We start from the raw sequence: 26236 nt of genomic DNA on the forward strand, positions 1-26236 counted from the left end.
CCGCGACGGCGGCCGGCCGGGGTCCGGTGTCAGTCGCGGTCGAGGACGGCGCCGAGGATCCAGGTGACGATGCCGACGAAGAGCGCGCCCAGCACCGCCTCCGGCCAGAACCCGTCCACGTGGAAGGGCAGTCCGGCCTCACCGGCGATCCAGCTGGTGAGCAGGAAGAGCAGGCCGTTCACCACGAGCGCGATCAGGCCGAGGGTCAGCAGGTAGAAGCCGCACCCCACGGTCTTGATGATCGGCTGGAGCACCGCGTTCACCACACCGAAGATGACCGCGACGAGCACCAGCGTGATCACCGTCTCGGTGGCCGAGTCGGAGTCGAGCGAGATGCCCGGGATGAGCAGGGTGGCGAGCCAGAACGCCACCGCCGTCGAACCCACGCGAATCAGAAGACCCTTCAGGAAATCCATGGCCGGGATCGTGCCACGGCCGTACCACCAGGGGAAGGCTCGACCTGGTACGCGGCGGGGCGGCTCGTCAGTGCCGGGCCGGGCGACCGACCAGTTGCGACTCGACAGGTGTGGGCGAGAGTAGCGCCCAGCGCAGGGCCCGCCGGTTGACCACAGCCACCATGTCGTCGCGGATCCGGGTGAGCCACTCGGCGGAGCCGCCCAGGCCCAGCGCCGCGCCCGCCAGCGCGGCCTCGTCCGGGTCGAGCGGCTGGAGGATCGCCAGGTCGGCGCGGGCCAGCGCGGGCGTGTCGGCCGAGGTCAGCTCGTCGCGGACCACCAGCACCGACTGCCAGGCGGCTGCCGGTCCGGCCTCCGGCGGCACCGGGCCGGCGTCCACCACCACCAGCAGCGGGTGCAGCGGCGAGCCGGGCGCGCCACCGGCCGGACGGCCCGGCGGGAGCAGCGGTACGCCGCCGCCGACCGTCCCGACACCCCGCACGAACGGCTCCCAGAAGCGGGGGCGGCCGGTCTGCACCACCACGCGCGCGCCGAGCGCCAGCGCCCGCAGCACGAGCAGTTGCGCCGCGGGCACGCCGCCCACGAGCAGCACCCGGGTCGTGGCCGGGCGGAACAGGCGGACGGTGAGTGCGGCGCCGTGCCGGTTCGCGCCCACCATCAGGCCGGCGGTGGCCGAGGGCAGGTCCAGCGCGGGCGGAGGCGACCCGGCCGGGGACGCGGCACCGCCGGTCACCGCCAACGGCAGCGTGGCGGCCAGCCCGGCGAGGTGCTCACCGTCGAGCCGGCGCAACTCGCCGCCGACGTCACCGGCGATCCGGCGCAGCGTGCGTTCCGCCGTCGACAGCCCGGCCGCGCTCCCGGCCGCCACCCGTACCGCCAGCTCGGCCGGGACCGGCGCGGTGCCGGTGCGCGGACCGGCTGTGAGCGCGACTGTGGTGGCGGTCGCGGGCAGTGCGAGCAGGCGGCCCACCAGCCCTCGGGCCGCCTCGCCACGCGGATCCGGCCACCGGCGCAGTCGCCAGGTGGCCTGCGTCAAGCCACCGACAGTGAGCAGCGGCCAGGTCTCCCGTACCGGGGCGCCGGGTTCGTGGTGGGCAAGTTCGGCGATCACCCGCAGCGCCGCGTCGCCGCCCAGCGGCCGGGCGGTGAGCGGGCCGAGCCGGCGGACGAGTCGCCGCAGGGTGCCGGACAGTGCCCGCAACAGGTCCTCGTCCGGCCAGCCGTCTGCGCGCAGCACCTGGACGACCAGCACCACCCGTGCCCGCGCGGCCACCCGCCCGTCGGTGAGCTGGCGGTACGACGTCCCGGCCGGACCGCCGGCAACCGCGGGCACCGGTGCGGGCGACGACGAGAACACCAGTTGCAGCCGGATCGCGGGGGCGTCCGGACCGGCCGGGGGAAGCAGGTCGAACGGCGTGGGCAGCTCGTGCGCGTGGTCGCCGAGCAGGTCGTCCGGGTCGCCCAGCTCCAGGAGGGCGGTCAGCCCGGCGGCGTCGTGCAGCACGGCCGCCCCGCCGGACGCCTCGGTCGCGCCGACCACCGAGCCCGGCCGGAGCAGCCCCAGCAGCGCCGCCGGATCGGCCGCCGGTGGCAGGGCGCGCCGCCGCGTCACGTACGCGGCAGCGGTGACGAGCCACTCGTGCAGCCAGCGGCCGCGCACCCGGACCCACGCGGCCGGCAGCAGCAGGGCCGCCGACAGCAGCGCGACGGCCGTCGGCACGACACCCCGCCCGGCGGCTGCGACCAGCACCGCCGCCGCGACCTGGGTGGCCACGATCTGGCCGGCGCGCAGGCGAGCGGTCGGACGACTCGTCCACTGTGACGTGCGGACCGGGACGGACGCGGGCCGCTCGGACGTGCTCGCGGTCACCGCACCTCCTCGCCGGGTCTCCGCGTGACGCTGCCGTGGCTCATCGTAGTGGGCGGGTTGTCCACAGGGGAGCCCGAGGGGGTAGCAGAACCGGAGTCGGGCGGCTACCGTCAGCGACGAAATCGTCGAGTTGCGTGTCCGCCGCCACCGGGCTTCCCCCTCCACCGGCCCCGGACCCCCGCCGACGAGTCCACGGTGGTCACACGGTGGCCAGCCACGACCGAGGAGACGAGGTGACGTCCGGGATGTCCCAGACCCAGGCAGAAGCCGCGGTGATGCAGCAGACCGCCGCGAAGTTCGAGCAGGTCGACCAGTCGCTCCAGACCATGCTCAGCGGCCTGATGGCCGAGCTGGAGGTGTTGCAGCAGGCCTGGCGGGGTGCCGGTGGGCGATCGTTCGCGCAGGTCAAGCAGCAGTGGGCGCAGGACCAGGCAGCCCTTCAGCGGGCGCTGCGCGAGACCGCGACCGCGATCCGCAGCGCCGGCCGCCACTACGACGTCGCCGACACCGAGGCCGCCGGCCGGGTGGCGGGCACCAACCGCGGCATCCAGCTGCCGCTCTGACAACCGGAAGGATCGAATCCATGGAGCACGGTGTGCTGGTCGTCAACTTCGCCGCCCTGCAACAGGCGGGCGCCGACATCCAACGGGCGCTGTCCACGCTGGAGAGTCAGCTCGGTCAGCTCGAACGCGACGCCGCCCCACTGGTGGCGAGCTGGAACGGCGAGGCCCGCGAGGCGTACGAGGTGCGGCAGTCCCGGTGGCGGGCCGCCTCGCAGGACCTCCAGGCGATGCTGCGTGACATCAAGCTCGCCGTCGAGGACTCCGCGACCGACTACCTCGACACCGAGAAGCGCAACGCCAACCTGTTCCAGTGAACCGACGCCGCGCGGCCCGGGCAGGTGACCCGGGCCGCGCGGCTTCGCGCGTGGCCGGCGATCAGCTCGGAACTGCCGGGTCCGCCGCCCGCCAGCGCCTGCGTGCGCCGCGCGGCAGCACCAGGGCGAGCGCCGCCACCAGTGCCACCGCCCCGCCCGCGACGGCGGCGGCCAGCAGCGCCCGGTCCCGGGCCGTGTCCCGGCGGGACTGGCGGGCCAGTGCGGCCGGATCGGGCCGCTCGGCGGGAAGCGCCGCCCCCGGCCGGGTGCGGGAATCGGTCGCGCCGGCCGACTCGGTCACCGCCCGGTACGGGTTGAGCACCCCCGCGCCGTAGCCCGCGTCCCGCCCGGGCGCCGGGTCGGCGGCGGCCACGATCAGGCCGGCCACCTCGGCCGCGCTCAGCCGGGGCCGGTACTGGCGCAGCAACGCGGCAGTACCCGCCACGAACGGAGTGGCGTAGCTGGTCCCCTCCGCCCGCTGGTGGCCCGACCTGGGCGCCGCCATCAGCACCTCGCTACCAGGGGCGACCACGTCCACGTACGAGCCGGTCTGGGAGAACGCCGAGCGTGTCCCGTCCCGCCCGATCGCGCCGACGCCGAGCACCCCGTCGTACGCCGCCGGGTAGGGCCGGGGATCGCCGTTGTCGTGCAGGTTGCCGGCGGCGGCCACCACCACCACGTCCCGCCGCACCGCGTAGGCGACGGCGGCGCGTACGGCCGGGTCGTCCGCGTACAGCACGACCGAGAGGTTGAGCACGTCGGCGTCGTGGTCCACGGCCCAGCGGATGGCCCGGGCGAACCCGGCCGCGTCGACGGTACGCCCCGACTCCCGCCCGTCGACCACCTGCTGCTCGCTCACCCGTACCGGCAGGATGCGTGCGTCCGGCGCGAGGCCGCGGAACGCGACGCCGGGCTGCGGCGCGGCGGCGATGATGCTCGCCACCCCGGTGCCGTGCCCGGCGCAGTCCTGGGTGCCGTCCCCGCTCCGATCGAGGAAGTCGGCGCCGTCGAGGACGCGACCGGCCAGCTGCGGGTGGGACCGGTCCACTCCCGAGTCGACGACCGCGACCACGACCCCGGCCCCCGTTGCGAGGGGGGTGAGCCGTTCCGGGGCGTACCGCTGCTGCGGCCACGGCTGGTCCGCCACCGGGCGGGCCGGCGCGGGCGGCGAGGCGCAGCCGGCGGGTGCGCGAGCCGTCGCCGGAGCGGCCGGAACCCCGGCGACGAGGAGCGTCGCCAGGGCGGCCACGACGGGGTACGCGACTGGCCGAGACATCGACGACCTCCGTAACGTGTCGGCTCCGGAACGGGATGTTAGCGGCTCACTCACGTCGGGGCCGACCGTCGATGGCCAGAAGTCCTGATCTTGCTGCCACCTTGTAGGTTGTATGCGATGCCTGTGGCCTGTTCGCGGAAGGAGAGGTGGCCGTGACCGGATGGGAGCCGGCCACCGAGGCCGAGGTGGCGATGCGGGACGCGCTGCGCGCCCAGGACCAGCAGCAGTACTTCCGTGCGCTGACCCGTGTCGATCTCTTGCTTCCGGTCGCGAACGGACCGACCGCCGGGTGGGGCACCTGGACCTCCGGGGGTCGCACCCACGTGCTGGCCTTCACCTCCGTCGCCGCGCTGCGTGCGAGCCTGGGGGAGAACGCGGGCCCCACCCGCCGCGTCCCCTACCCGGATCTGGCGGCCGGCTGGCCCAACCCCGAGTGGTGGCTGGCGGTCAATCCCGGCCTGCCGATCGAGGGCTACCTGCCCGCCTGGTACGTGGCTCAGCTGTCCCGGGGCGACGTCCGGCTGCCCGGCCGCACCATGGGCGCCCGTGCCCGGCTGGAACGGGTGGAGAACGCCACCCGGGGAGCCCGGAACGCGGTGCCCGAGGCCGCGCCCCGTCCGGCGGCCGTGCCCGTCCCGCCGGCTGCTGTCACGCCTGCTCCGGTGCCTTCCGCCGCCGTCCCGCCGGCCGCTGTGCCGCCTCCGCTCGTGCCGCCGCCCGCGGTGCCGCCTCCGGCTGTTCCGCCTCCGGTCGTGCCGACGGTTGCCGGCGCGCCCGGCCGGGACGAGCGGCTGATGAAGACCGACGAGCCGCCCACGGTGCCGATGCGGGCCGCCTCGGTCCTGGGGCGGCGGATGCCCACCGTGCCGCCCCGCCGCCGGGCGCCGGACGGCGACGTCCCGAGCCGGACCGCCCCCGGCACCGAGTCGGATGCGGACGCCCTCGACGGCTGGCTCACCGATCTGCGCCGCCGGCCGGACGAGCCGGACCCGTTCACCACCGCCCCGGCGGCACCCGTCGACGAGCCACCGGATGCCTCCGCGCCGCCGCCGTCCCGCTCCTTCTTCGAACCCTCGTCCGGTGGCCGCTCGGCCCGGCGCCCGTCGCCGCTGGACCCGTCGCGCCGGGCCGGCGACCGGGCCACCCCGCCGACGCGGTTCGCCGGCGGGCAGCCGTTCCCGCGCCGACGGCCGCTGAACGAGCCGGTACGCGAGGGCCCGACCCACGCCTTCCCGGCCCGGACGGACGAGCCGTCGCGAGTGCCCCGGTCGGAGGAGGCGACTCAGGCGTTCCGGCCGACCCGCCCGTCCGAGGACGCCACCGAGGCGCTGCCCCGGCGGCACGCCGGACCGGCCACCGCGGCGGACGCCGGCCCCGCTACCGCCGCCGCTGCTGACGGATGGGAGACCGCCCCGGGCGGCACCGAGGGCGAGACGACGCGGTGGGAGACGATCGACGAGCCGGTGGAGGAGCTGCCTCCGTCGATCGCCGAACCGGTCTCCGCGCCGCCCGCCTCACGCCGCGACTTCACACCCATCGTCATCGAGGGCACCGTCATCGAGGCCCGCGACCTGACCGAGCCCGCGCCGCCCTGGTCGGCGCAGCCGACCGGTCCGGTGCGCGCGGAACCGGCCGAGAGGGCGGCCACGCCGTGGGCCGGCACCACCGACCCGACGGTGCCGCTTCCCGTGGACCCGCCGGTCGCCGACGACACGGTGAACCTCACCGAGCCGACGCCGGCCCATGCCGGGGCCACCGGCGCCACGGACCGGAGTGCGCCGCGCGACGAGCCGGCCGTGTCGCTCGCGTCGGAGTCCGAGCCCACGAGGTCGCTGTTCGAGCCGCCGTCCCCGGCAGGCGAGGCCACCGCGCCGCTGTTCACGCCGTCGGCCCCGGCCGAGCCGACTGTCTCGTTGTTCGACCGGGTGCCGACCGGGCCGACCGCGCCGCCGGCCGGCCCGGGCGAGGCCGAGCCGACGGTGTCGCTCACGACGGAGTCCGAGCCCACGGCGTCGCTGTTCGAGCCGCCGGCTCCCGCAGCGGACGCCACCGCGCCGTCGCCGTCGGCCGAGCCGACGGTCTCGCTGTTCGACCCGGCACCGGCCGAGCCGACCGTTTCGTTGTTCGATCCGGTGCCGTCCGAGTCGACGACGTCGCTGTCGGACCCCGCGCCGGACGACCCCACTGCGCCACTGACCAGCCCGCCGGCCGAGCCGACCGCGTCGCTGTCCGACCCCGTGCCGGCGGAACAGCCGACCGTGTCCCTCTTCGAGCCGGCGACCGGCGACGAACAGGTCACCACGTCGCTGTTCGCGCCCGGTGAGCCGACCGTGGCGCTGTCCACGCAGGCGCCGGACACGGCGGGGCCCGCGGCCTCCGAAACGACTGACGATCAGCCGTCAGGCGACGAATCGGCCGCCGAGTTCGTACCGGCGAACGACGTCGAGGAGGACCTGCTGGCCGCCGCGGGCAGCGGCAGCACCGACGGCTTCCTCACCACCCTGCTGCTGGCCCGGGTGCTGCTGCCGGTCGCGCCCGACTCGGCCACCGGCAGCCGGCCGGGTGACCCCGGCTTCGTCTGGCACGCCGACCAGGTCGACGGCGGGAGGTGCGTCTCGGTCTACACCTCGCCGGAACGCCTGGCCGAGCACACCGAGGGCCGGATCGAGACGGTACGGGTCAAGTTCGTCCAGCTCATCCGCAGGTGGCCGGACGTGGCGTGGTCGTTCCGGGTCAACCCGGGCAGCCCGGTCGGCGCGACGTACCCGGGGGAGCAGGTCCTCGCGCTCGCCAACTGGGCGGCCGAGGTGGGCCTCGGCGACGACCCGGAGCCGGCCGCCGCGCCGCAGTCGGCGGAGCGGCAGCGTCCGGAGGCGCCCACGACCACTGCGGACCGGCCGGTGACCATGCAGAAGGCGATCGCGGCGAGCCAGCTCGCGTACTACCTGGAGCGTGGCTACGACCGGGTCTCCGGATTCGTGCACCGGGCCGGGGAACTGGCACACCTGCGTACCCCGGCGGAGCTGTACCGCGCGCTCGGCCTCGGCCACCCCGGTTCGCCGTTCTCCCCGGACGACGACGAGATCTACCTGCTGCGCTGGCCCGCCTACCGGCCGAGCCTCTACCGGATCCCGTACGGCGGCCCGAACGAGGCGGCGATGCGGGCGATGGAGGGCTGGGTGATCGAGCGGTCCCCGTTCCGCGGCAACGGCTTCGCGCCGGGGGAGAGCAGCGACGTGATCGCCGAGTTCAAGGTGGACAGCGCCCGGCTCCCCCACGGCGCCGAGCTGTGGCGGGTCGGCGCGGACGGTGACAGCAGGCTGGTCGCGGTCCTGGACACCGACGAGCTGCTGTGGCGGAAGGCGGGCGAGGCGTGAGCCGGGACGGCTACGTGGCCCGCTGGCGGGGGCGGGAGTACCAGGCCAGCCCCGACGGCGACGACATCCGTCTGTACCAGCCCGGCCCGGACGAGGGATTCACCGAGGTGCGCCCCGGCCGGTACGTCCGGGTGGTGCCGGCCGCCGAGGTCGACGATCTGGCGTACGTGCGGACCACCTGCACCTGGCAGGGCCAGCCGTTCATCGTGCTGGCCGAGCACGAGGGCTGGCTGCGGCTGGAGTACACCGGCGGGCGCTGGCCGGTGGCCGAGGCGATGGGGCTGGAGGCGTTCGACTTCGGCGTCTATCAGGGCTGGGCGCCGGCGGCCGAGGTGGCCGACCTGGGCGAGCAGCGGGTCTGAGTCAGGACTTCGCCCAGCGCAGGATCTCGCCGAGCACCACGTCCCGGGCCTCCACGTGCGGGAAGTGGCCCACGTCGTCGAGCAGCCGCCACTCGTACGGGGCGGTGACGTAGCGGCCGGAGCCCTGGGCGGTACGGGGGAGCGAGGCCCGGTCGAGCGCGCCGTGCAGTTGCAGGGTCGGCGTGACCAGCGGCTTCTGCATCAGCTTCACGAAGCGGTAGCCGTGCAGCCGCAGCACGGAGCGGAACGCCCAGCGGTAGCCCTCCATCGCGCAGAACGCGGCCTGCGGGATCTGCATCGCCACCCGGCAGCAGTGGGCGTAGTCGGCGAAGTCCGGGCCGGACACCCAGCGCGGGCCACCCCACCGGCGCAGGATCTCCTCCACCTCGGCGGCACCGTCGCGGGCCAGTACGTGCTCGTAGCGGGGGAGCTGGAACTTCAGCGTCGCGGTGGCCGAGGTGAACTGGCCGCGCGGGTCGGCGAAGATGGCCGCCCGCAGCCGCAGCGGATGCGGCGCGCCGAGCACCACGAGCCGCCGGACCAGGGTCGGGTGGAAGGAGGCGGCGGTCCAGCCGATGAGCCCGCCCGCGCCGGTGCCGACCACGGTGGCCGACCGCTCACCGAGTGCCCGGATCAGGCCGGCGACGTCGGCGGCGAGCGTGTAGCCGTCGTACCCCCGGGGTGGCTTGTCGCTCGCACCGTAACCGCGCAGGTCGACAGCGACCGCGCGGAAGCCCGCGTCGGCGACCGCCGGCAGCATCTCGCGCCAGGCGTACCAGTATTCGGGGAAGCCGTGCAGGAAGAGCACCATCGGGCCGGTGCCCGCCTCGACGACGTGGAACCGGCTGCCGTTGGCGCCGACGAACCGGTGCGTCCACGGCCCTTCGGGCAGGACGCAGGACTCGTCGACGGGTCCGCCGCGCTGGTCGGTCATGGGGCACAGCCTAGGGCCGCCGGTCACCCACCGGCCCCGCAGGTGACCAGGATCAGGGATTTCTCCGGGCGGTCACCCGGAACCGCATCCCCGGCCGTCCACCGGGTGCGTGAGGGCATCGATACTGCCTGTCACTCCTCGATGATCCGCATCGGGATGCCGGGTCCGCAGTCGACGGAGCGGTCCCGCGCGGTGAGCCGCAGCGTGACCAGGTCGCCCTTGCGCAGCTCGCCGGCGTTCGGGCCGTACACCGCGTACTCCGTGCCGTTCTCGTCCATCAGCCCGTAGCACGGCCCGGGACCGCCCCGGGTGATCCAGCCGGCGACGACGCCCGTGGGCCGGTTGTCAGTCGGTCTCTTCGGCGGGCCGGCGGGCCGGCGCAGCGTCGGCAGGTCGGTGGCGGACAGCGGCGTGGGGCGGCCGGAGGGCGAGGCGGGGCCGCTCGCGGCCGGCTGGTGGTCGTCGGACACGGATCCTCCGTCTCGGCCGCGCCGGCGATCAGCGCCATCGCGGAGCGGCCGGCAGCGTGGTGCGGGTGTCGAACGGATGGGACGCGGGTGGGGTACGCCGGGTTCCCCGGAAAGGGCGATGCCCGGGCGGGTGAACCGCCCGGGCATCGCGTGGTGCGTCGATCAGTGGATCAGGAGAAGCGGACCTTCACCGAGGTGCCGTTCTGCTCCAGAACCTTGATCTTGGTGCCGGTGGCCGGGAGCTTGACGCCGTGGTTCGGCAGCTCCGGGTACCAGTACTGCTTGGTGTCGTCGAACAGCGGCTGCGCCGCCTGGCCGCGGATGTACTGCGGCTGGCTGTTGAGGTGCAGCGTGAACGAGTCGGCCTTCTTCAGGCTGAACGGCGCGTCGTAGACCTGGACGCGGGCCCGCCAGGGCTGCCCGGTCAGGTTGTAGATCGGCCGCGGGTGCGCGTCGATGATCATGTTCCGACCCTCACCCGGGTGCGCGAACGTGTCGTTGTCCGCGAACCGGAGGTTCCAGTAGGAGATCAGCAGACCCTCCTGGTACGCGTAGTGGTCCACGTAGTCCGGGCGGGTGTTCGCGTAGCCGAAGAAGTACGGGCCGGTCTTGAGGTACTTGTCGTACGAGACGTACGACCGGTTGCCGGCGATGTAGTAGTTGTCGAACTTACGGGTGTAGGTCTCCTCGACGATGCTGAAGCCGCTGAGGGTCCAGCCGTTCGCACCGGCCTCGGCGCCGTCGGTGAGCACCGTCTGGCCGTCGGCGGTCACGGTGATCGCGTCACCGTAGAAGCCGCCCTCGGAGACACCGCCGTCCGTCTGGTAGCGGAGCCGGAACTGCACGACGTTGCCGGCGACCGCGTCCATCGGGATGTTGACGTCGACCCACTGGTCGTTGCTGGAGCCGTCCAGGGCGTAGCGCCCGGGGGAGATCTCCTTCAGCGGGGTGCCGTTGGCCGTACCGGCCAGCGAGGTCCAGGTCTGGCCACCGTCGGTGGACGCCTCGAAGAACAGGTAGTCGTAGTCCGCCTCGATGCTGTAGCGACCCTTCATCGACAGCGCGGCGCTGGTCTTCCCGGTGAGGTCGACAGTGCGCGTCATCGTGTTGTTCAGGTCGTCGTCGTTGCCCGAGAAGAACTGCTTCGTACCCTCGAACGGCTTGCCGTTCTGGAACGTGTACTCCCGCTGCGGCAGCACCACCACGGCGGCCTGGGCCTTGTTGGAGTTGTACTCCTGCGGGCCCAGCTCCAGGGTGCGCTTCTGCCCGGCCACGACGACCTCGTAGTCGAGCCAGCCGAGCTGGAGCTTGTTCCAGGCGCCGAGGTCGCCACCGCGCTCGCCGATGCCGCCGTCGTTCTTGGCGCCGAGCCGGCTCTGGGCCATCAGGGTCCAGTGCTCGTTGTTGTTGTCCCCGCCGCTGACCACGTTGTAGTCGTCCGGCAGACCGAGGTCGTGGCCGTACTCGTGGTAGAAGACGCTCCGGCCACCGTTCTCCGGCTGGATGGTGTAGTCACCGATCCAGACGCCGGTGTTGCCGATCTGGGTGCCGCCGGCCGGGAAGTTCTCCGGGCCGGTGTTGCCCTGGTCGCTGGCGAAGGCGTACCACCGGTGGCTCCAGATGGCGTCCTCACCCTGGTACGGGTCACCGTCGGCCTGGTCGCCGCCGGCGTGGACGATCTGGAAGTGGTCGATGTAGCCGTCCGGCTCGTTGAAGTTGCCGTCGCCGTCGAAGTCGTACCGGTCCCACTCGTCCATCGCCTTGACGTCCGCGGCGATCTCCGCGTCGGAGCGGCCCTGCGCCTTCTGGTCGGCGACCCACTGGTTGGCGGCGTCGCGGACCAGCGCCCAGGTGTTGGTGCAGACGTTCGAGGCGCACGGGTAGCCGTCGGAACGGCCGTAGCGGGCCTCGTTGTACCGCACCCTCACCCAGTTGGTGACCTCGCCGTCGACGCTGTACCGACCCGAGGACTGGGCCTCGTAGTACTGCTTCACCGACTCGTCACCGGGGGCGGTGCCGAAGTACAGCTTCCGGAAGTGGTCGGCGCTGTAGTCGGCCTGCCACACGGTGGAGTTGTCCACCGCCCGGTTGGGCTCCGGGATCTGGTTGACGCGCGGACCGTCGAACCGGGACGGGCCCGGGGTGTCCGGGTCGGTGTCCTGGTCCGGGTAGTTCGGGTGCCGCTCGTCGCCGAACTCCGCGAGGATGACGAAGATCTTGTCGGTCCGCTCGCGGGAGAGTTCGACGTACTGGTCCTTGGTCGGACCCTTGCCGGCCTTGGTGCTCTTGGCGGACCTGCCCGCCGCGGCACCTTCGGCAGCCCGCTCGCCGACCTTGACGACCGTGCTGCCGTTGATCTTCTGGGCCTTCGCCCTGCCGGACAGGACCTCGCTGAGGCCCTCCTGGCGCAGCGCGCGCCGCTTCTCCTCGAGCGGGTTGGGCAGGTCGTGCTCAGCCTGCGCAGGCTCGGCCACCGACGGGGCGGCGGCCGGCAACTTCGGCGTCGGCGCGGCGCTGGCGGACGTGCCTGCCACCAGTCCCGTCGCGGTCAGCGAAAGCCCGAGCAGACCCACTGCGACTTTGCGCACGTGGTACCTCCGGTGTGAGGGAACCGGCCCAACTGGGGGTACGGGCCGGTGGAACGTCCCACTAGTGGGACCAAGGGTGAACATAGACACTGCTGCGACTGGTGGGAAGATGTGTGCGTCGATTTGTAGCAACTTTTTGTTGGGGATGCTTTTCACCGTCACACGCCTGCCTGTCACCGAGCCGTTGACCAGCAGCGATGCCTGGATCATGGATTGCAGTGACAGTCATGGATTAAGCGGTAACGCGGAAGGGTCGGGAGCGCTCGCGCTCCCGACCCTTCCCCCATCGAGCCTGTTCAGCTCATTTTTCGGTCATTCCGGTTCCGGTTTGAACGTGCGGTTCAGCTCCGCGGCGGAACCACGTACACAGTGGCGTACGAGTTGTCCTTGGCGGCCCGCTTGATGATGATCGAGACGCCGTACTGGACGCCCGCGTCACCCGGGTTGCCGGTGCCGAGCACGATCGCCCCGCCACCCAGCGTCGAACCGTAGTAGTCCGTCGCCGGGGTGCCGTCCGGGTTCACCACCCGGGTCGTGTACTGCTGGTTGCCCCGCGACGGGACGACCACCGAGGCGTCGTTGTCCCGCGCGTACGCGGCGCCGTCACGGATCTCGATGCCCGGGTACCAGCCCTTGGCGTCGGTGAAGCCGCGCACCGGAGCCTGCGGGCCGAACTTCGTGCAGTACTCGCTGTACGGCTCGTCCGCCGCCTCCAGGCACTCCTTGAACGGGTACGTCGGCTTCAGGCCGAACGCGGCGTTGGAGGACTGCGGCCGGCTGGGCAGGTTCTTCAGCACCGACGGGTCCTTCTCGGCCGCGACGCCCTTGCGGCGCAGCGGGTCGTTGTGCGAGTCGACGATCAGCAGACCGCCCTTGGCGCCGTAGCTGGGCAGCGCGGTCATCTGCGCGGTGACGTGGTTGACGTCGCCGAGCTGGGTGTCCCGGTACCAGACCAGCATGCCCGGCGCGTTGTACGCGATCCGGTCGACCTTCCACGCCTCGTGCGAGTAGACGGTGTCGTAGGTGTACTTCAGGCCCTTGTCGAAGCCGTCGAAGTTACGCCACTCGGCCAGGTAGTAGTGCGACTTCACCTGGGTGCCCGAGTCGATGTACCAACCCGCGCCGCTGGTGTCGGTGAAGGTGCCACCGGTCTGGGTCCAGCCCGCCGCGCCGCTCTCCACGTCGTCGCTCCAGGTGGTGGCGCCGCCGCCGGTCACCGAGAAGTCGTCGGCGAACCAGCCGCGCTCCACGAACGCCTCGTCGGTGGCGTAGCGCAGCCGCACCTGCACGGTCTGCCCGGCGTACGACGACAGGTCGACGTAGTCGTGCCGCCACCCGTTCGTGCTGCCGGTCAGGCCGTACTTCTTGTTGCCGAAGTCGACCATGCGGCCGTTCGGGTCGGCGTAGCCGTCGTTGGTGGAGACCAGCGCGCCGCCCTCGGCGTACACCTTCTGCTCGCTCCAGGTGGCGCCACCGTCGGTGGAGACCTCGACGAAGCCGAAGTCCCAGTCCGCCTCGATGACGTAGTTGTTCCACATCCAGAACTTCGCATCAGCGGCGTTCGGGACGGTCACCGTGCGGCTGAGCTTGACGTCGGCCCAGTTCTGGTCGGCACCGGAGTACCACATGTTCGAGCCGCTGTGCGGCGTGGCCAGCGAGATCACCTTGTCCGGCAGGTCGATCTTGATGCCGTCCTCGGTGCCGACCGGCGTACGCGACGTCTGCCCGAGCTTGACCAGCTTGGACCGGTCACCCGGCCCGAACGTCTTCGGCTCGGCCCAGCCGAGCACCCACTTGTCCCAGAGGCCCATGTGGGTGGGCAGCGCCTGGAAGATCTCGCCGGAGTGCGAGCCGGACGCCATCAGGTCCCAGAAGTCCACGTCGGAGTCGGCGTTGCCGGAGGTGTCGTAGAGGTCCGGCAGGCCCAGGTCGTGCCCGAACTCGTGGGCGAAGACGCCGACGCCGGCGTCCTCCGGCTGCACGATGTAGTTCGACACCTTCAGGTTGGTGCCCGGAATCGTGTAGCCACCGGTCACGGTCGACGAGTGCGCCCAGACCGAGTAGATGCCGACGTCGCCGCCGCCGCGGGACTTGCCCTGGTTGGCGTGCACCAGCACGAGGTGGTCGATCACGCCGTCCGGCTCGTGGTAGTTGCCGTCGCCGTCGCGGTCGCTCTGGTCCTCGATGTCGTAGTCGGCCCAGGGGAAGTTCGGGTCGGCCGCGGCCAGCGCGTCGATCGCGTCGGTGGCGAGCCGGCCCGCGCCCTGCGGGTTGTCCGGGTGGCCGTTCATCGACTGCTCACGCCCGGCGACCCAGTTGCCGTTCTCGTCCTGGAAGCAGCGCGAGGCGGCGTACCAGCCCTCCGAGTGCGGCACCGTGATCCACGGGCTGGCCTGCCCGTCCACGGTGTAAGCGCCCTTGGACATCTCCAGGTACATGTTGTGCATGGTCCGCCCGGCGAGGCTGATGCCCGGCTTGCCGTCCGGCCCCTTCAGGTCCTTGCGGACCCGCTCGGTGATGCCCTTCTTGCTGTACAGCATCTTGTCGTAGTGGGCCGGAGAGAAGTCCGGCACCCACATCGAGTTGTTGTCCTTGTGCGGCAGCGTGGCCGGGTTCGGGATCGTGTTGTGCCGCGGCCCGTTCTGCACGGTGCCGGGAACGCAGGTGCGGTCCTCGAACACCGTCTTCGGGACCATCACGTCGGTGAAGTCGTCGTTGGCCTTGTCGTTGAACTCGACGAGCAGCGTCAGCAGCTTGGCGGTCTGCGTGCTCTTGGCCTTCTTGATCTTCCGAGGGCTGTGGCCGGTCCGGATGGACTTGGCCTCCAGCTTGGCCAGCTCGCGGGCCGCGATCGGGTTGCCCCCGGCGTACTTGCGGTCGTAGGCGCGGGCCTCGTCCGCAGGCGAGGAGAAGACGCCGTCGCGGCCCTTGACCTCCTTGCCGCCGGTGTCCGGCTGGACCTCGGGCTCGGCGTAGTTGATGTAGTGCTCGTCCGCCCCGATCGTGACCGGTGCGGAGCGGGCCGGCTGGGCCGCCGCGCTGCCCGTCACGGTCAGCGACGTGGCCGCGAGCGCGATGGCGGGCAGCGCGACGAGTAAGCGTCGCCGTGCCCTGTGCTGCGACATGGGGAGCATGCCACTCCGTTCGTAGGGAATGGTGGGGACCGGCCGTCTCAGTGACGCTCGTCGAAATCCGCCGGTTGGCTGAACGTAACCGACGACGAGCGACATCGACAGAGTTGATCAGGCCCTCTGGCCGATCAGGTCAGTCCCGGATCCCCCGATCGACCGGCGCGGATCCCGGATGCGACGAGGGGGCGGACCGTCCGGCGGCCCGCCCCCTCGTCGTCGGTCGACGTCAGTCCTCGTCGGACTTCCCGCCGCTCATCCCCGACGAGATCAATTCCATGACCGAGGAGTCCTGGAGCGTGGTCACGTCGCCGAGCGACCGGTTCTCCGCCACGTCCCGCAGCAGCCGGCGCATGATCTTCCCGGAGCGGGTCTTCGGCAGCTCCGGCACCAGCATGATCTGCCGCGGCTTGGCGATCGGGCCGAGCGTCTTCGCCACGTGGTTGCGCAGCTCGGCGATGAGCTGTTCGCCCGCGTCACCGGAGATCTCCGCGCTGCCGCGCGGGATGGCGAACGCGACGATCGCCTGGCCGGTGGTCGGGTCGGTCGCGCCCACCACCGCCGCCTCCGCCACCGACGGGTGACTGACCAGCGCCGACTCCACCTCCGTGGTGGAGATGTTGTGGCCGGACACCAGCATCACGTCGTCCACCCGGCCGAGCAGCCAGATGTGCCCGTCGTCGTCCTTCTTCGCGCCGTCACCGGCGAAGTAGACCCACTCGTCCCCGGTGTTCGCACCGGCGCCGAACCGGGACCAGTACGTCTCCAGGAACCGGTTGTCGTCGCCCCAGATCGTCCGCAGCATCGACGGCCACGGCTCCTTCAGCACGAGGTATCCGCCGCCGCCGTTCGGCACCGACTGGCCCTGGTCGTCGACCACGTCGGCGACGATGCCGGGCAGCGGGCTCATCGCCGAGCCGGGCTTCGCCTCGGTCACGCCGGGCAGCGGCGAGATCATGATGGCGCCGGTCTCGGTCTGCCACCAGGTGTCCACCACCGGCAGCTCGCCGCGGCCGACGTGCTGCCGGTACCAGATCCACGCCTCCGGGTTGATCGGCTCACCGACGCTGCCGAGCAGGCGCAGCGACGACAGGTCGTACCCGGCCGGGATGTCCTCGCCCCACTTCATCATGGTGCGGATCAGCGTCGGCGCGGTGTACAGGATGGTCACCTTGTACTTGTCGACGACCTCCCAGAACCGGCCCTTGTGCGGGGTGTCCGGCGTGCCCTCGTACATGACCTGGGTGGCGCCGTTGGAGAGCGGGCCGTACACGATGTAGGAGTGCCCGGTCACCCAGCCGATGTCGGCCGTGCACCAGTAGACGTCCGTCTCCGGCTTCAGGTCGAACACCGCGTGCGTGGTGTACGACGTCTGGGTCAGGTAGCCGCCGGTGGTGTGCAGGATGCCCTTCGGGCGGGCGGTCGTGCCGCTGGTGTAGAGGATGAACAGCGGGTGCTCGGCGTCGAACGCCTGCGCCTCGTGCTCCGGCGACGCCGTCTCCACCGTCTCGTGCCACCAGTGGTCCTTCGCCGACCAGGCGACCTCCTCACCGGTACGCCGGACCACCAGCACGTGCTCGACCGACGGGCAGTTCGCCACCGCCTCGTCCACCGTCGGCTTGAGCGCCGACGGCTTGCCCCGGCGGAAGCCGCCGTCCGCGGTGATCACCACCTTGGCGCTGGCGTCCTGGATCCGGTTGGTCAGCGCGTCGGCGGAGAAGCCACCGAACACCACGCTGTGCGTGGCGCCGATCCGGGCGCAGGCGAGCATCGCCACCGCCGCCTCCGGGATCATCGGCAGGTAGATCGCCACCCGGTCACCGGCGGTCACGCCCAGCTCGGTCAGCGCGTTCGCCGCCTGACAGGTGAGCTTGTGCAGGTCGGCGTAGGTGACGGTACGGGTGTCGCCCGGCTCGCCCTCCCAGTGGATCGCCACCTTGTCACCGAGGCCCGCCTCGACGTGCCGGTCCAGGCAGTTGTACGCCACGTTGAGCCTGCCCCCGGTGAACCACTTCGCGAACGGGGCGTTCGACCAGTCGAGCACCTGCTCCCACGGCTGGGCCCAGGCCAGCCGGCCGGCCTGGCGCTCCCAGAAGGCCAGCCGGTCCCCGGCCGCCTCCTCGTACGCCTCGGCGGTCACGTTGGCGTTCGCGGCGAGTTCAGCCGGCGGCGGGAACTGGCGCGTCTCGTTCAGCAAGTTGGCCAATGCCTCGCTCATGCGGTGACTCCTTCGTCGCGTGACCTGCGTCTCCTACTCCGGGGAAGGTTAGTCCCGCCGTACCCCGCTCGCGACCGTCCGGCCCCTCACCGCGCGCCCAGTGGCCCTTCCCTCGCGCCGAGGTGTAAGGAAGGGCCCCTTCTTAACGCCTCCGGTAGAGGAAGGGCCCCTTATTGACAACCCCCGGCTTGGGAGGAGCCCGGCGGTCGCTAGCGTGACGGGGTGACCACCGATCCGCTCGCCCCGCTGCTCGCGCTCGCCGACGTCGCCACCGCCGTCGAGCAGGCCCGCGAGCGGGTCGACCTGGCCCACCGGCACCGCGCGCTGCGCCGCCAGGGCGGCCAGGTCGCCGCCGAGGTCAGCCTCCGCTCGGCAGTGGCCAGCGCCGCGCTGGAGGGCCGCGTCCACGACCGCGAGGAGGTACGCGCCGGCACCGTCACCGACCCGGTGCTCCAGGGCGCGCTCCGGGTCGCCGGGGCGCTGCCCGGGCTGAGCGACCTCTGGCCCAAGGCTCCCCGGCAGGTGATGGCCCGGCTGCACGTACTCGCCGCCCGCGACGTGGTGACCGAGGAGGAACTGGGCCGCCCGGTCGCCGACCCGGTGGTCGCGGCCCGCCTCGACGGCCTGGCCGCCCTCGTCGCCGGCGGCACCAAGGTGCCACCGCTGGTGCTGGCGGCCGTCGTACACGGCGAGCTGCTGAACCTGCGCCCGTTCCCGGGTCCGTCCGGGGTGGTGGCCCGTGCCGCCGCCCGGCTGGTGCTGATCTCCACCGGGTTCGACCCCCGCGGGCTGGTCGCGGTGGACGTCGGGCACCGCGAGCGCGAACCGGAGTACGTGGGCGCGGCCGGCGCGTTCGCCACCGGCACGCCCGACGGCCTGCGCTCCTGGCTGCGGCACTACATGAAGGCGGTGGAGGTCGGCGCCGACCAGATCACGCTGATCGGCGACGAGATCCTCGCCGCGTCCTGACGCGCGCGGGGTGTCAGGCGGTGGGTGCTGCGGCGCGGGTGCGCCGGTGCCGGCCGTACCAGGCGATGCCGATGGCCACGCCGACGCCCACGCCGAGCGCCGCCGCCGCGACCGGCACCGCCGGTCGCTCGCGCAGCCGGCGGCCCAGCGGGATCGGGTGCCGGAACTCCAGCACCGGCCACGCGTTCTCCACCGCCAGCTTGCGCAGCGCCCGGTCCGGGTTGACCACCGTCGGATGCCCCACGCACTCCAGCAGCGGCCGATCGGAGTACGAGTCGGAGTACGCGTACGAGTCGGCCAGGTCGTAGTCCCGCTCAAGAGCCAGTTCGCTGACCGCCTCGACCTTGCTCGGACCGGCCGCGTAGAACTCGACCTCGCCGCTGTACCGGCCGTCGACCACGCCCATCCGGGTGGCGATCACGTCGGTGATCCCGAGCAGCTCGCCGATCGGCCGGACCATCTCGTCGCCCGACGCGGAGACCAGCACCACGTCCCGCCCGGCGGCCTGGTGCTCCTCGATGAGGGCGGCCGCTTCGGCGTACACGTAGGGGTTGATCAGTTCGTGCAGTGTCTCCGCGACGATCTGGCGGACCTGTTCCACCGGCCAGCCCTTGCAGAGCGTGGCCAGGTAGTCCCGGGTGCGGGCCATGGTCTGCTCGTCGGTGCCGCCCAGCCGGAACATCAACTGCGCGTACGCCGACTTGACCACGTCACGCCGGGTGATCAGCCCGTCCCGGTAGAACGGCCGACCGAACGCCAAGGCGCTCGACTTGGCGATGACGGTCTTGTCGAGATCGAAGAAAGCGGCGCTGCGGCCCACGGCGCGAAAGTCTAGCCCGACGGAAGGCGCGGAGGCGTCCGCCCGGGTCGCGAAAGCCGATGAGCACCCGGTGGAGTGACGGCGGTCACAGGCGGCTATCGATGAATTTAGCTTTGCGTGGAGTGAACAACACTCGACGTATAAGGGTCGACTGCGGCATGCTTGTCCTCGCGGCGGGAGTTCGCAGACCCGGCGCCGATGGGCCTCGGCGGTTGCACCCCCCGTGACCGCTGAGTCGGTTCGGCTCGACCCCCCCGGAGCCGAACCACAAGACGACCCCCGTCTCCCCCCGACGGGGGTCGTCCCTTTGCGGGACGAGCGTTCCGCGTCAGCTCAGGGCGCGTAGCCGGGGTCGGCGACCGCCTCGGCGATGCGGATGAGCCAGTGCAGATCGTTGGCCCGGGACTCCGCACTCGCCTCGGGACCGAGGATGCTGCCCAGAAACGCGGCGACATCGTCGAGATGCCGTTCGCCGCGGTAGTAACTCAGCAGGACCGGGTCCGGCTCCAGCGCCCCGTAGCCTTCGCGGAAGAGTTCAGCCCGGTGCGCGTTTATCGGGTGGTCGCCGAAGTCGGCGCTGTGGACGAACATCAGGTCCCGCTCGCGCGGCGCGAGGATCGGCGCGTCCCAGTCCACGACGTGCAGCGGACCGTCGCCGTCGGCGATCAGGTTGCCGGGATGGATGTCGGCGTGGCAGATGACGTGCTGTCCCGGCGTCACGCGCGACGCCAGGTCGTCGACAGTCTCCGCCAACCGGCGCAGCGCGGCACCATACCGCTTCCAGAAGGCGCCCAGGACCTCGCTCGTTGCGGCCTGCCCGCCGAGGGTCCGCAGTCGGTCGCCCGCGCTCGATCGGTACGTCTCGACCGGCAGGACGGCTGCTACCTCAGCGCTCGGCGTGACCCGGTGCAGCCGGCCCAGGAAATCGCCGTACTCGGTCCACTGGCGGTCGGTGAGACCGCGGCCCCACAGGCTGTCGCCGTCCTGGAACGGGTAGAGCAGTAGTCGGTAGTCCCCGAACCGACGTGCAACCCCGCCATCGAGGCGAAGGTCCAGCGGCGCGACCACCTGCCGGAGGCCCTGCGTCCGGAGGAAGCCGGGCAGCAGGACGGCGGCCGGAGTGAAGTCGCCGCGGCGCACCTTCAGGAAGCAGCGCCCGCCGTCGGACGTCTCCACCCGGTACGCCCACGCGTGCCCGTCGAGTCCGACCGGCATGAACGCCAGGTCGACGACGTCCACCGACCAGGCGGCGGCGACCTCGGCCGCCAGCAGCCGCTCGTCGATGTCCGGCTTGTCGATCACCCGGCGGAGCGTCGCAGCCGCCGGCCGGGCCCGGCAAGGGAGTTACCGGATCACCGCGCGCAGCGTCTGCCGGTCCGGCTCGAAGCACACCAAGCCTCGGCCCCGCTCGTCGGCCACGACCCACGGATGACCGACGTACGTCTGCTGCCGGTAGGACTGCCCGGGCCGCAGCACCGCGTACTGCTGTCGACGGCCATCGTAGTTGATCCAGTGGACCACGACTGTCGACCCGTGGCTGTTGACGAAGTCGATGAAGGTCGACGGGCCACCGCCGTGCGAGCGCAGCCGCGACTCACGCGAGGCCGGCAGTGGGGCCAGTTCCCCCGGGCCGACCACCGGCGGCTTCGACCGGGGGATCGACGGCTTCGGCGAGGTCGGCCGGCTGCTCGGGGTGGGGCGGCGGGTCGGTGCGGCGGTGCGGCTGGGCGCGACGGCGCGGCTGGAGAACGACACCGACGGCGGCGCGTAGGACTCGGCGGGCGTCTCCGTCACCGACCCCGCCCTCGTCGGGGACGCCAGGATCGCCTGGCCCTCGAGCGGCGGCGGGAGGTCGGGGCGACGCGGCGTGGCGAAGACGCTGACGATGCTCGCCAGCACCACGACCACGAGCCCGATGGCGATGGCGGCGAGCAGCGTCGGCGACGGATCGCGGAGCCAGATCTCGCCGCCGGCCGTTGGGGCGGACCGTGAATGGGGTCGTACCGAGGGGGGCGTGAGGGGGTGCGGCGAATCGGTCATGGCCTCGATTCCGCAAGCCGGTGCCGTTCATCGAGCGGCGAGGGGCCCCGATTATCCGCTACTGATCATCCCTGTCGTCAATGGCCGACGGGCCACTCGTTGCCTCCGTCTCCGGCACATAGCAGATCAACCGGGCCACCGAGGTCTGTCCACAACGCCCTCCGTTGTCCACAGGGCACCGGTCCCGCATCCCTCGGCCGGGCAGGCTGCACCGCGGCACGTCCGAGTCCGACCGATGGAGGCCGCCATGCCGCCCCGTACCCCGCTCCCGCCGTACCGTCGCCTGCCCCTGCTCGTCACCTCCGACGGCGACCTTCTCGACGAGCTGTTGCGACTCGCGGCGGCCGGCGGCACCGAGGTCGAGCTGGCGGCCGACCCGGCCGCCGCCCGGGCCCGCTGGGCGCCGGCGCCGCTGGTGCTCATCGGCGCCGACCAGGCGGCGGCCTGCCTGCGGGCGCGCCTTCCCCGCCGCGCCCGCACGGTCCTGGTCGGTCGCTCCGGAGAGCTCGATCCGGGTACGGAGTTGGCCGAACTCATCGGCGCGGAGCACGTCGCGACGCTGCCGGCGGCCGAGCCCTGGCTGGTCGACCGGTTCGCCGAGTGCGTGGCCGGTCCGGCGGGCCCGGATCAGGGCCGGGTGGTGGCTGTGCTCGGCGGCCGGGGCGGCGCCGGAGCCAGCGTGCTTGCAGGTGGGCTCGCCGTCAGCGCGGCCCGGTCCCGGCTCCGCACGCTGCTCGTCGACGCCGACCCGCTCGGCGGCGGTCTCGATCTGGTGCTCGGCTGGGAGCAGCTCGACGGGTTGCGCTGGCCCGAGCTGGCCGGCACGGACGGGCGGGTCGACCCGCCGTCGCTGATCCGCGCGTTGCCCAGCCGGGGCGACCTGGTGGTGCTCTCCTGGGACCGGGGCGACCTGCGGCACCTGCCGGCCGAGGCGATGGCCGCCACAGTCGACGCCGGCCGACGCGGGCGGGACCTGGTCGTACTCGACCTGCCCCGGCACCTCGACGACGCGGCTGTGGTCGCGCTCCAGGCCGCCGACCGGGCGCTGCTCGTCGTACCGGCCGAGCTGCGGGCGGCGGCCGCCGCGGCCCGGGTCGCCGCCGTCGCCGCGCCGCACTGCGTCGACCTGTCGGTCATCGTGCGTGGTCCGGCGCCCGGCCGGCTGCGCGCGGCCGAGGTGTCCCGGGCGCTGGGGCTGCCGCTCGCCGGCACGCTGCGACCCGAGCCGGGGCTGTGCCGTGGGCTGGAGCGGGGCGAGGCGCCGGGCGCGAGTGGGAAGGGGCCGCTCGCCGCGCTGTGCCAGCGGATCGTGGACGAGCTGGTCGGGTCGCCGGCTGCGGGTGCGGCATGACCGCGCCGGCCGACCCGGGGGAGCTGGCCGCCCGGGTCCGGCACCGGTTCGCCGCCGAGGCCACCCCGGTCACGCCCGCGGCGATCGTCTCCGCGGTACGCGCCGAACCGGCGACGGCGGTGCTCGGCGACACCACGCTGCTGCGGATCGCCGACCGGGTGCACGACGACCTGGTCGGCGCCGGTCCACTGGCGCCGCTGCTCGCCGACCCGCAGGTCACCGACGTGCTGGTGAACGGGGTGCGGGTCTGGGTCGACAGGGGACGGGGACTACGGCAGGTCGCCGTGCCGCTGGGCACGCTCGACGACGTACGCCGGTTGGCGCAGCGCCTCACCTCGGCCGCCGGGCGTCGGCTCGACGACGCCTCCCCGTACGCCGACGCGCGCCTGCCCGACGGCACCCGGCTGCACGCGGTGCTGCCTCCGGTGGCGACCGACGGGCCCTACCTGTCGTTGCGTACCTTCCGGCAGCGGCCGTTCACCCTCGACGAACTCGTCGAGAGGGGCACGGTGCCCCGGCCGATCGCCCCGCTGCTCGCCGCACTCGTGGAGGCCCGCCTCGCGTACCTGGTCAGCGGCGGCACGGGATCCGGCAAGACGACGCTGCTCAACACGCTGCTCGGGCTGGTACCTGGCACCGAGCGGATCGTGCTGGTGGAGGACGCCGCCGAGCTGCGCCCGGTGCACCCGCACGTGATCGGGTTGCAGGCCCGGACGGCGAACGTCGAGGGCGCCGGAGCCGTCGGGCTCGGCGACCTGGTCCGGCAGGCGCTGCGGATGCGGCCGGACCGGCTGGTAGTGGGCGAGTGCCGGGGCGCCGAGGTGGTCGACCTGCTCGCCGCGTTGAACACCGGCCACGACGGCGGGGCGGGAACGCTGCACGCGAACGCCCCGGCCGACGTTCCGGCCCGGCTGGAGGCGCTCGGGATGCTCGGCGGCCTGCCCCGGCTCGCGTTGCACGCCCAGGTCGCCGCCGCGTTGCAGGTCGTCCTCCAGCTCCGCCGTACTGGCGAGGGGCGCGTCCTCGACTCCATCGGCCTGCTGCTGCCCGACGGGCCCGACCGGGTGGTGACGGTGGTTCCGGCCTGGGCGCGCGGCCGGGGTCTTGCCCCGGCGGCCCTGCTGCTCGCCGGCCTGCTGCGGGAGCGGGGAGCGCCGGTACCGCCGATCCTCCAGGCGGCGTGGCCCGGTCCGGCAGAACCGTCGTGACCGGCCACCTCTGGCCGGCGGTCCTGCTCCTGGTGGCTGCGGCGGTCGCCGTCGCCTGGCCGGTACGGGCCGCTCGCGCCCGGCGGCTGGCGGTCCTGGGCAGTGCGGACATCCCGGTCGAGCGGGTGAAGGGCGCACGTCCAGCATTCCCGGACCTGCGACGACGTCCGCTCGACGCCGGGCCGAAGGCGTCCGCACGGCCTCCCGGCCGGGGCCGGGAACGGCGTCGACCCGGTGTCGGGCATCAGGTACGGCGATGGACGGGCCTCGTGCCGGCTCCGGTGACACCCTCTCCGGCGTCGGCTCCTGCGCCGCCGCTCTCCGCCGGACGCGTGCTGCCAGTGGCGGCGCTGTGCGGGGCCGTGACCGGGGCACTGCTCGGCGGTCCGGTGGCCGCCCTGGTGCTCGCCACCTACGGCGTGCTCGCGGCCCGGGCGGTGCTGCGCCGACGTACCCACCGGACAGCCACCCTCGCGCACCGCCGCGATCTCGACCGCCTCGCCGCCGTCGCCGCCGACCTGCGGGCCGGGCTACCCGTCGACGGCGGTGTCGACGACGGCCCGGGACGCGTCGCGCGGCTGGCCCGGGCCGCCGGGAGGCTGGCCGACCAGACGGGTGCGCCGCTGGCCGATCTGCTGGAACGGATCGAGGCCGACGCCCGCGCCGCCGACCGGGGCCTTGCCGCTGCCGCCGCCCAGGCCGCCGGGGCTCGGGCGACCGCGTGGCTGCTCGCCGCGCTGCCGCTCGGCGGCATAGGTCTCGGCTACGGCATCGGGGTGGACCCGGTGGCGGTGCTCCTGCACACGCCGGTGGGTGCCGGCAGTGCGGTGGCGGCAGTCGTGTTGCAGGTCGGCGGGTTGCTCTGGGCCGAGCGACTCGGCGTCACGCCCGGGCGGGCCGCCTGATGTCACGGCAGGTACTGGCCGCCGTGTGTCTCGGCGGCGCCGCGTCGCTCCTGGTCGTCGCCGGTCCGGTCGTCCGCCCGGCACGGCGGCTGCGCCGGCTCGCTCCGACGCCGCCGCCCACTCGCCCGGCGTGGTGGCCGGATCGGGTACGCCTCGGCGCAGCGCTGGCCGGAATCGCGGTGGCGGTGGTGGTCGGCGGTGTCACGGGCGTGTTCCTCGGGCTGTTGGCCGGTGCCGCCGCCGACCGTCTGCTACGCCGGATCGAGCCGCGCGCCGCCCGGGAACGGCGGCTGCGGGAGACCGCCGACCTGCCGCTCGCCGCGGACCTGCTGGCGGCCGCGCTGCGGGCGGGCGCGCCGGTCGACCGCTCGGTGCTCGCCGTCGCCGAGGCGCTCGGCGGGCCACTCGCGGACCGGCTCGGCCGGGTCGGCCGGACGCTACGGCTCGGAGGCAGCCCCGGCGAGGCCTGGGCGCACCTGGAAGGCGTCACCGGGGCCGAACCCGTGGTCGCGGCGGCGGTCCGCTCGTCGAACAGCGGCGCCGCACTGGCTCGCGCGCTGACCCGGCTGGCCGACGACCTGCGCGCCGAACGGTCGACCTCGGCCGAGGCGGCGGCCCGCCGCGCGGGCGTGCTCATCGTGCTGCCGCTCGGGCTGTGCTTCCTGCCCGCCTTCATTCTCGCCGGTCTGGTGCCGGTGATCGTCGCCGTGCTCGGCGACGTGCTGTGAACCATCGAGAAGGGACGTACGACATGCGCAAGCTCCTCACCCGCCTGCGGGGTGACGCCGGTATGAACACCGCCGAGTACGCGGTGGGCACCCTCGCCGCGGTCGCCTTCGCCGGGATCCTGCTGAAGGTGCTCACCTCCGGCAACGTGCAGTCCGCGCTGACCGCCGTCATCGACCGGGCCCTGAAGTGATCGGGCGCCGGCGGGCCGGCCGTGGTGGTGGGTGGCTCCACGAACCAGCAGTCCCACTCGACGTGTCGACCGAGCCCGGCTCGACCCGGGACGCCGTCGGCACCCGGGCCGGGGAGGTGCGGCGCCGGTGGCGCTCGTGGGTCGCGTGCGAGCGGGGTTCCTTCACCGCCGAGTTGGCGGCCGGCCTGCCGGCGCTCATGCTGCTCCTCGTCGCCGGTCTGACCGCGGTGAACGCTGTGGGTACCCGGGTCGCGTGTGTCGACGCGGCCCGGGAGGCGGCGCTCGCGGCGGCCCGGGGCGAGCCCGGCACGGTTGCCGCAACCCGGTACGCCCCGGACGGCGCCGAGGTGTCGGTGACTGTGACAGGCGATCGGGTCACGGCGACGGTCCGGGCACCGGTCCGGACGTTCGGTACGCGGCTGCCCCGGCTGGTCGTGTCGGCGGAGGCGGTGGCCGCAGTGGAACCCGGAGCGCCGGGGCCGGTGCCGTGAGAGCCGGCGGTGCCTGG

22 protein-coding genes are annotated in these 26236 nt (G+C 73.3%); 11 read left to right on the forward strand and 11 right to left on the reverse strand.

Features of this window, described 5'->3' with window-relative positions; genetic code table 11:
* Nucleotides 1-29 precede the first annotated feature (29 nt).
* Both ML5_RS02000 and eccE read right to left on the reverse strand, forming a co-directional pair.
* Nucleotides 30-416, reverse strand: coding sequence for a phage holin family protein (locus ML5_RS02000; RefSeq protein WP_013283623.1), 387 nt, complete (start codon nt 414-416; stop codon nt 30-32).
* A gap of 67 nt (nt 417-483) precedes the next feature.
* A complete protein-coding gene (gene eccE, locus ML5_RS02005) occupies nt 484-2286 on the reverse strand; it encodes a type VII secretion protein EccE (RefSeq protein ID WP_013473565.1) in 1803 nt (600 codons plus the stop codon).
* A 245-nt stretch (nt 2287-2531) separates the two neighbouring features.
* Between eccE and ML5_RS02010 the strand changes: the two genes are divergently transcribed.
* Together ML5_RS02010 and ML5_RS02015 are read left to right on the forward strand one after the other, a co-directional pair.
* Nucleotides 2532-2849 carry a WXG100 family type VII secretion target gene (locus ML5_RS02010; protein ID WP_041784049.1) on the forward strand — a complete coding sequence of 106 codons (318 nt, stop codon included), beginning with the start codon at nt 2532-2534 and terminating at the stop codon, nt 2847-2849.
* A 20-nt stretch (nt 2850-2869) separates the two neighbouring features.
* Nucleotides 2870-3163, forward strand: a complete 294-nt coding sequence (locus ML5_RS02015) for a WXG100 family type VII secretion target (RefSeq protein WP_013473567.1) — start codon at nt 2870-2872, stop codon at nt 3161-3163.
* 61 nt (nt 3164-3224) lie between these two features.
* On the opposite strand, the gene mycP is transcribed toward ML5_RS02015, so the two are convergent.
* Nucleotides 3225-4439 carry a type VII secretion-associated serine protease mycosin gene (mycP, locus tag ML5_RS02020; RefSeq protein ID WP_013473568.1) on the reverse strand — a complete coding sequence of 405 codons (1215 nt, stop codon included), beginning with the start codon at nt 4437-4439 and terminating at the stop codon, nt 3225-3227.
* A 152-nt stretch (nt 4440-4591) separates the two neighbouring features.
* Between mycP and ML5_RS02025 the strand changes: the two genes are divergently transcribed.
* A complete protein-coding gene (locus ML5_RS02025) occupies nt 4592-7816 on the forward strand; it encodes an SseB family protein (RefSeq protein WP_013473569.1) in 3225 nt (1074 codons plus the stop codon).
* Nucleotides 7813-8178, forward strand: coding sequence for a hypothetical protein (locus ML5_RS02030; protein WP_013283629.1), 366 nt, complete (start codon nt 7813-7815; stop codon nt 8176-8178). Before ML5_RS02025 ends, ML5_RS02030 begins: the two co-directional genes overlap by 4 nt.
* A gap of 1 nt (nt 8179) precedes the next feature.
* On the opposite strand, the gene ML5_RS02035 is transcribed toward ML5_RS02030, so the two are convergent.
* From ML5_RS02035 to acs, 5 genes are all read right to left on the reverse strand, one after another.
* Nucleotides 8180-9112: an alpha/beta fold hydrolase gene (locus ML5_RS02035; RefSeq protein ID WP_013283630.1), complete on the reverse strand. Its 933-nt coding sequence runs from the start codon at nt 9110-9112 to the stop codon at nt 8180-8182.
* Nucleotides 9113-9243: 131 nt separating this feature from the next.
* Nucleotides 9244-9582 (reverse strand): hypothetical protein, encoded by a 339-nt coding sequence (locus ML5_RS02040; RefSeq protein ID WP_013473570.1) that lies wholly within the window; start codon nt 9580-9582, stop codon nt 9244-9246.
* Nucleotides 9583-9752: 170 nt separating this feature from the next.
* Complete coding sequence (locus ML5_RS02045) at nt 9753-12155, reverse strand: immune inhibitor A domain-containing protein (RefSeq protein ID WP_030274498.1); 2403 nt, start codon at nt 12153-12155, stop codon at nt 9753-9755.
* A gap of 356 nt (nt 12156-12511) precedes the next feature.
* Nucleotides 12512-15295 (reverse strand): immune inhibitor A domain-containing protein, encoded by a 2784-nt coding sequence (locus ML5_RS02050; RefSeq protein WP_225319751.1) that lies wholly within the window; start codon nt 15293-15295, stop codon nt 12512-12514.
* Nucleotides 15296-15527: 232 nt separating this feature from the next.
* Entirely contained in the window at nt 15528-17516 is a 1989-nt protein-coding gene (gene acs / locus ML5_RS02055; protein WP_013473573.1) for an acetate--CoA ligase, read from the reverse strand.
* A gap of 222 nt (nt 17517-17738) precedes the next feature.
* On the opposite strand from acs, the gene ML5_RS02060 reads away from it, so the two are divergent.
* Nucleotides 17739-18485, forward strand: a complete 747-nt coding sequence (locus ML5_RS02060; RefSeq protein WP_013473574.1) for a hypothetical protein — start codon at nt 17739-17741, stop codon at nt 18483-18485.
* Between the two features lie 13 nt (nt 18486-18498).
* On the opposite strand, the gene ML5_RS02065 is transcribed toward ML5_RS02060, so the two are convergent.
* The 3 genes from ML5_RS02065 to ML5_RS02075 form a co-directional block, all read right to left on the reverse strand.
* Nucleotides 18499-19305, reverse strand: a complete 807-nt coding sequence (locus ML5_RS02065; RefSeq protein WP_013283636.1) for an HAD family phosphatase — start codon at nt 19303-19305, stop codon at nt 18499-18501.
* A 333-nt stretch (nt 19306-19638) separates the two neighbouring features.
* Nucleotides 19639-20607, reverse strand: a complete 969-nt coding sequence (locus tag ML5_RS02070) for a phosphotransferase enzyme family protein (RefSeq protein ID WP_013473575.1) — start codon at nt 20605-20607, stop codon at nt 19639-19641.
* A gap of 42 nt (nt 20608-20649) precedes the next feature.
* Nucleotides 20650-21345: a hypothetical protein gene (locus tag ML5_RS02075; RefSeq protein ID WP_013283638.1), complete on the reverse strand. Its 696-nt coding sequence runs from the start codon at nt 21343-21345 to the stop codon at nt 20650-20652.
* 247 nt (nt 21346-21592) lie between these two features.
* On the opposite strand from ML5_RS02075, the gene ssd reads away from it, so the two are divergent.
* From ssd to ML5_RS02100, 6 genes are all read left to right on the forward strand, one after another.
* A complete protein-coding gene (ssd, locus tag ML5_RS02080; RefSeq protein ID WP_013473576.1) occupies nt 21593-22696 on the forward strand; it encodes a septum site-determining protein Ssd in 1104 nt (367 codons plus the stop codon).
* Nucleotides 22693-23904 (forward strand): TadA family conjugal transfer-associated ATPase, encoded by a 1212-nt coding sequence (locus ML5_RS02085; protein WP_013473577.1) that lies wholly within the window; start codon nt 22693-22695, stop codon nt 23902-23904. Before ssd ends, ML5_RS02085 begins: the two co-directional genes overlap by 4 nt.
* Entirely contained in the window at nt 23901-24809 is a 909-nt protein-coding gene (locus tag ML5_RS02090) for a hypothetical protein (protein ID WP_041784399.1), read from the forward strand. The genes ML5_RS02085 and ML5_RS02090 overlap by 4 nt, the downstream gene beginning before the upstream one ends.
* Nucleotides 24809-25537, forward strand: coding sequence for a type II secretion system F family protein (locus tag ML5_RS02095; RefSeq protein ID WP_013473578.1), 729 nt, complete (start codon nt 24809-24811; stop codon nt 25535-25537). The genes ML5_RS02090 and ML5_RS02095 overlap by 1 nt, the downstream gene beginning before the upstream one ends.
* Before the next feature lie 23 nt (nt 25538-25560).
* On the forward strand, nt 25561-25728 hold the full coding sequence (locus tag ML5_RS31340) for a DUF4244 domain-containing protein (RefSeq protein WP_013283643.1): 168 nt from the start codon (nt 25561-25563) through the stop codon (nt 25726-25728).
* Nucleotides 25729-25790: 62 nt separating this feature from the next.
* The gene (locus tag ML5_RS02100; protein ID WP_013473579.1) at nt 25791-26219 is read left to right on the forward strand and encodes a TadE family type IV pilus minor pilin; all 429 of its coding nucleotides are present in this window, start codon (nt 25791-25793) and stop codon (nt 26217-26219) included.
* Nucleotides 26220-26236: the final 17 nt, after the last annotated feature.

Source organism: Micromonospora sp. L5 (assembly GCF_000177655.2).
Classification (GTDB): domain Bacteria; phylum Actinomycetota; class Actinomycetes; order Mycobacteriales; family Micromonosporaceae; genus Micromonospora; species Micromonospora aurantiaca.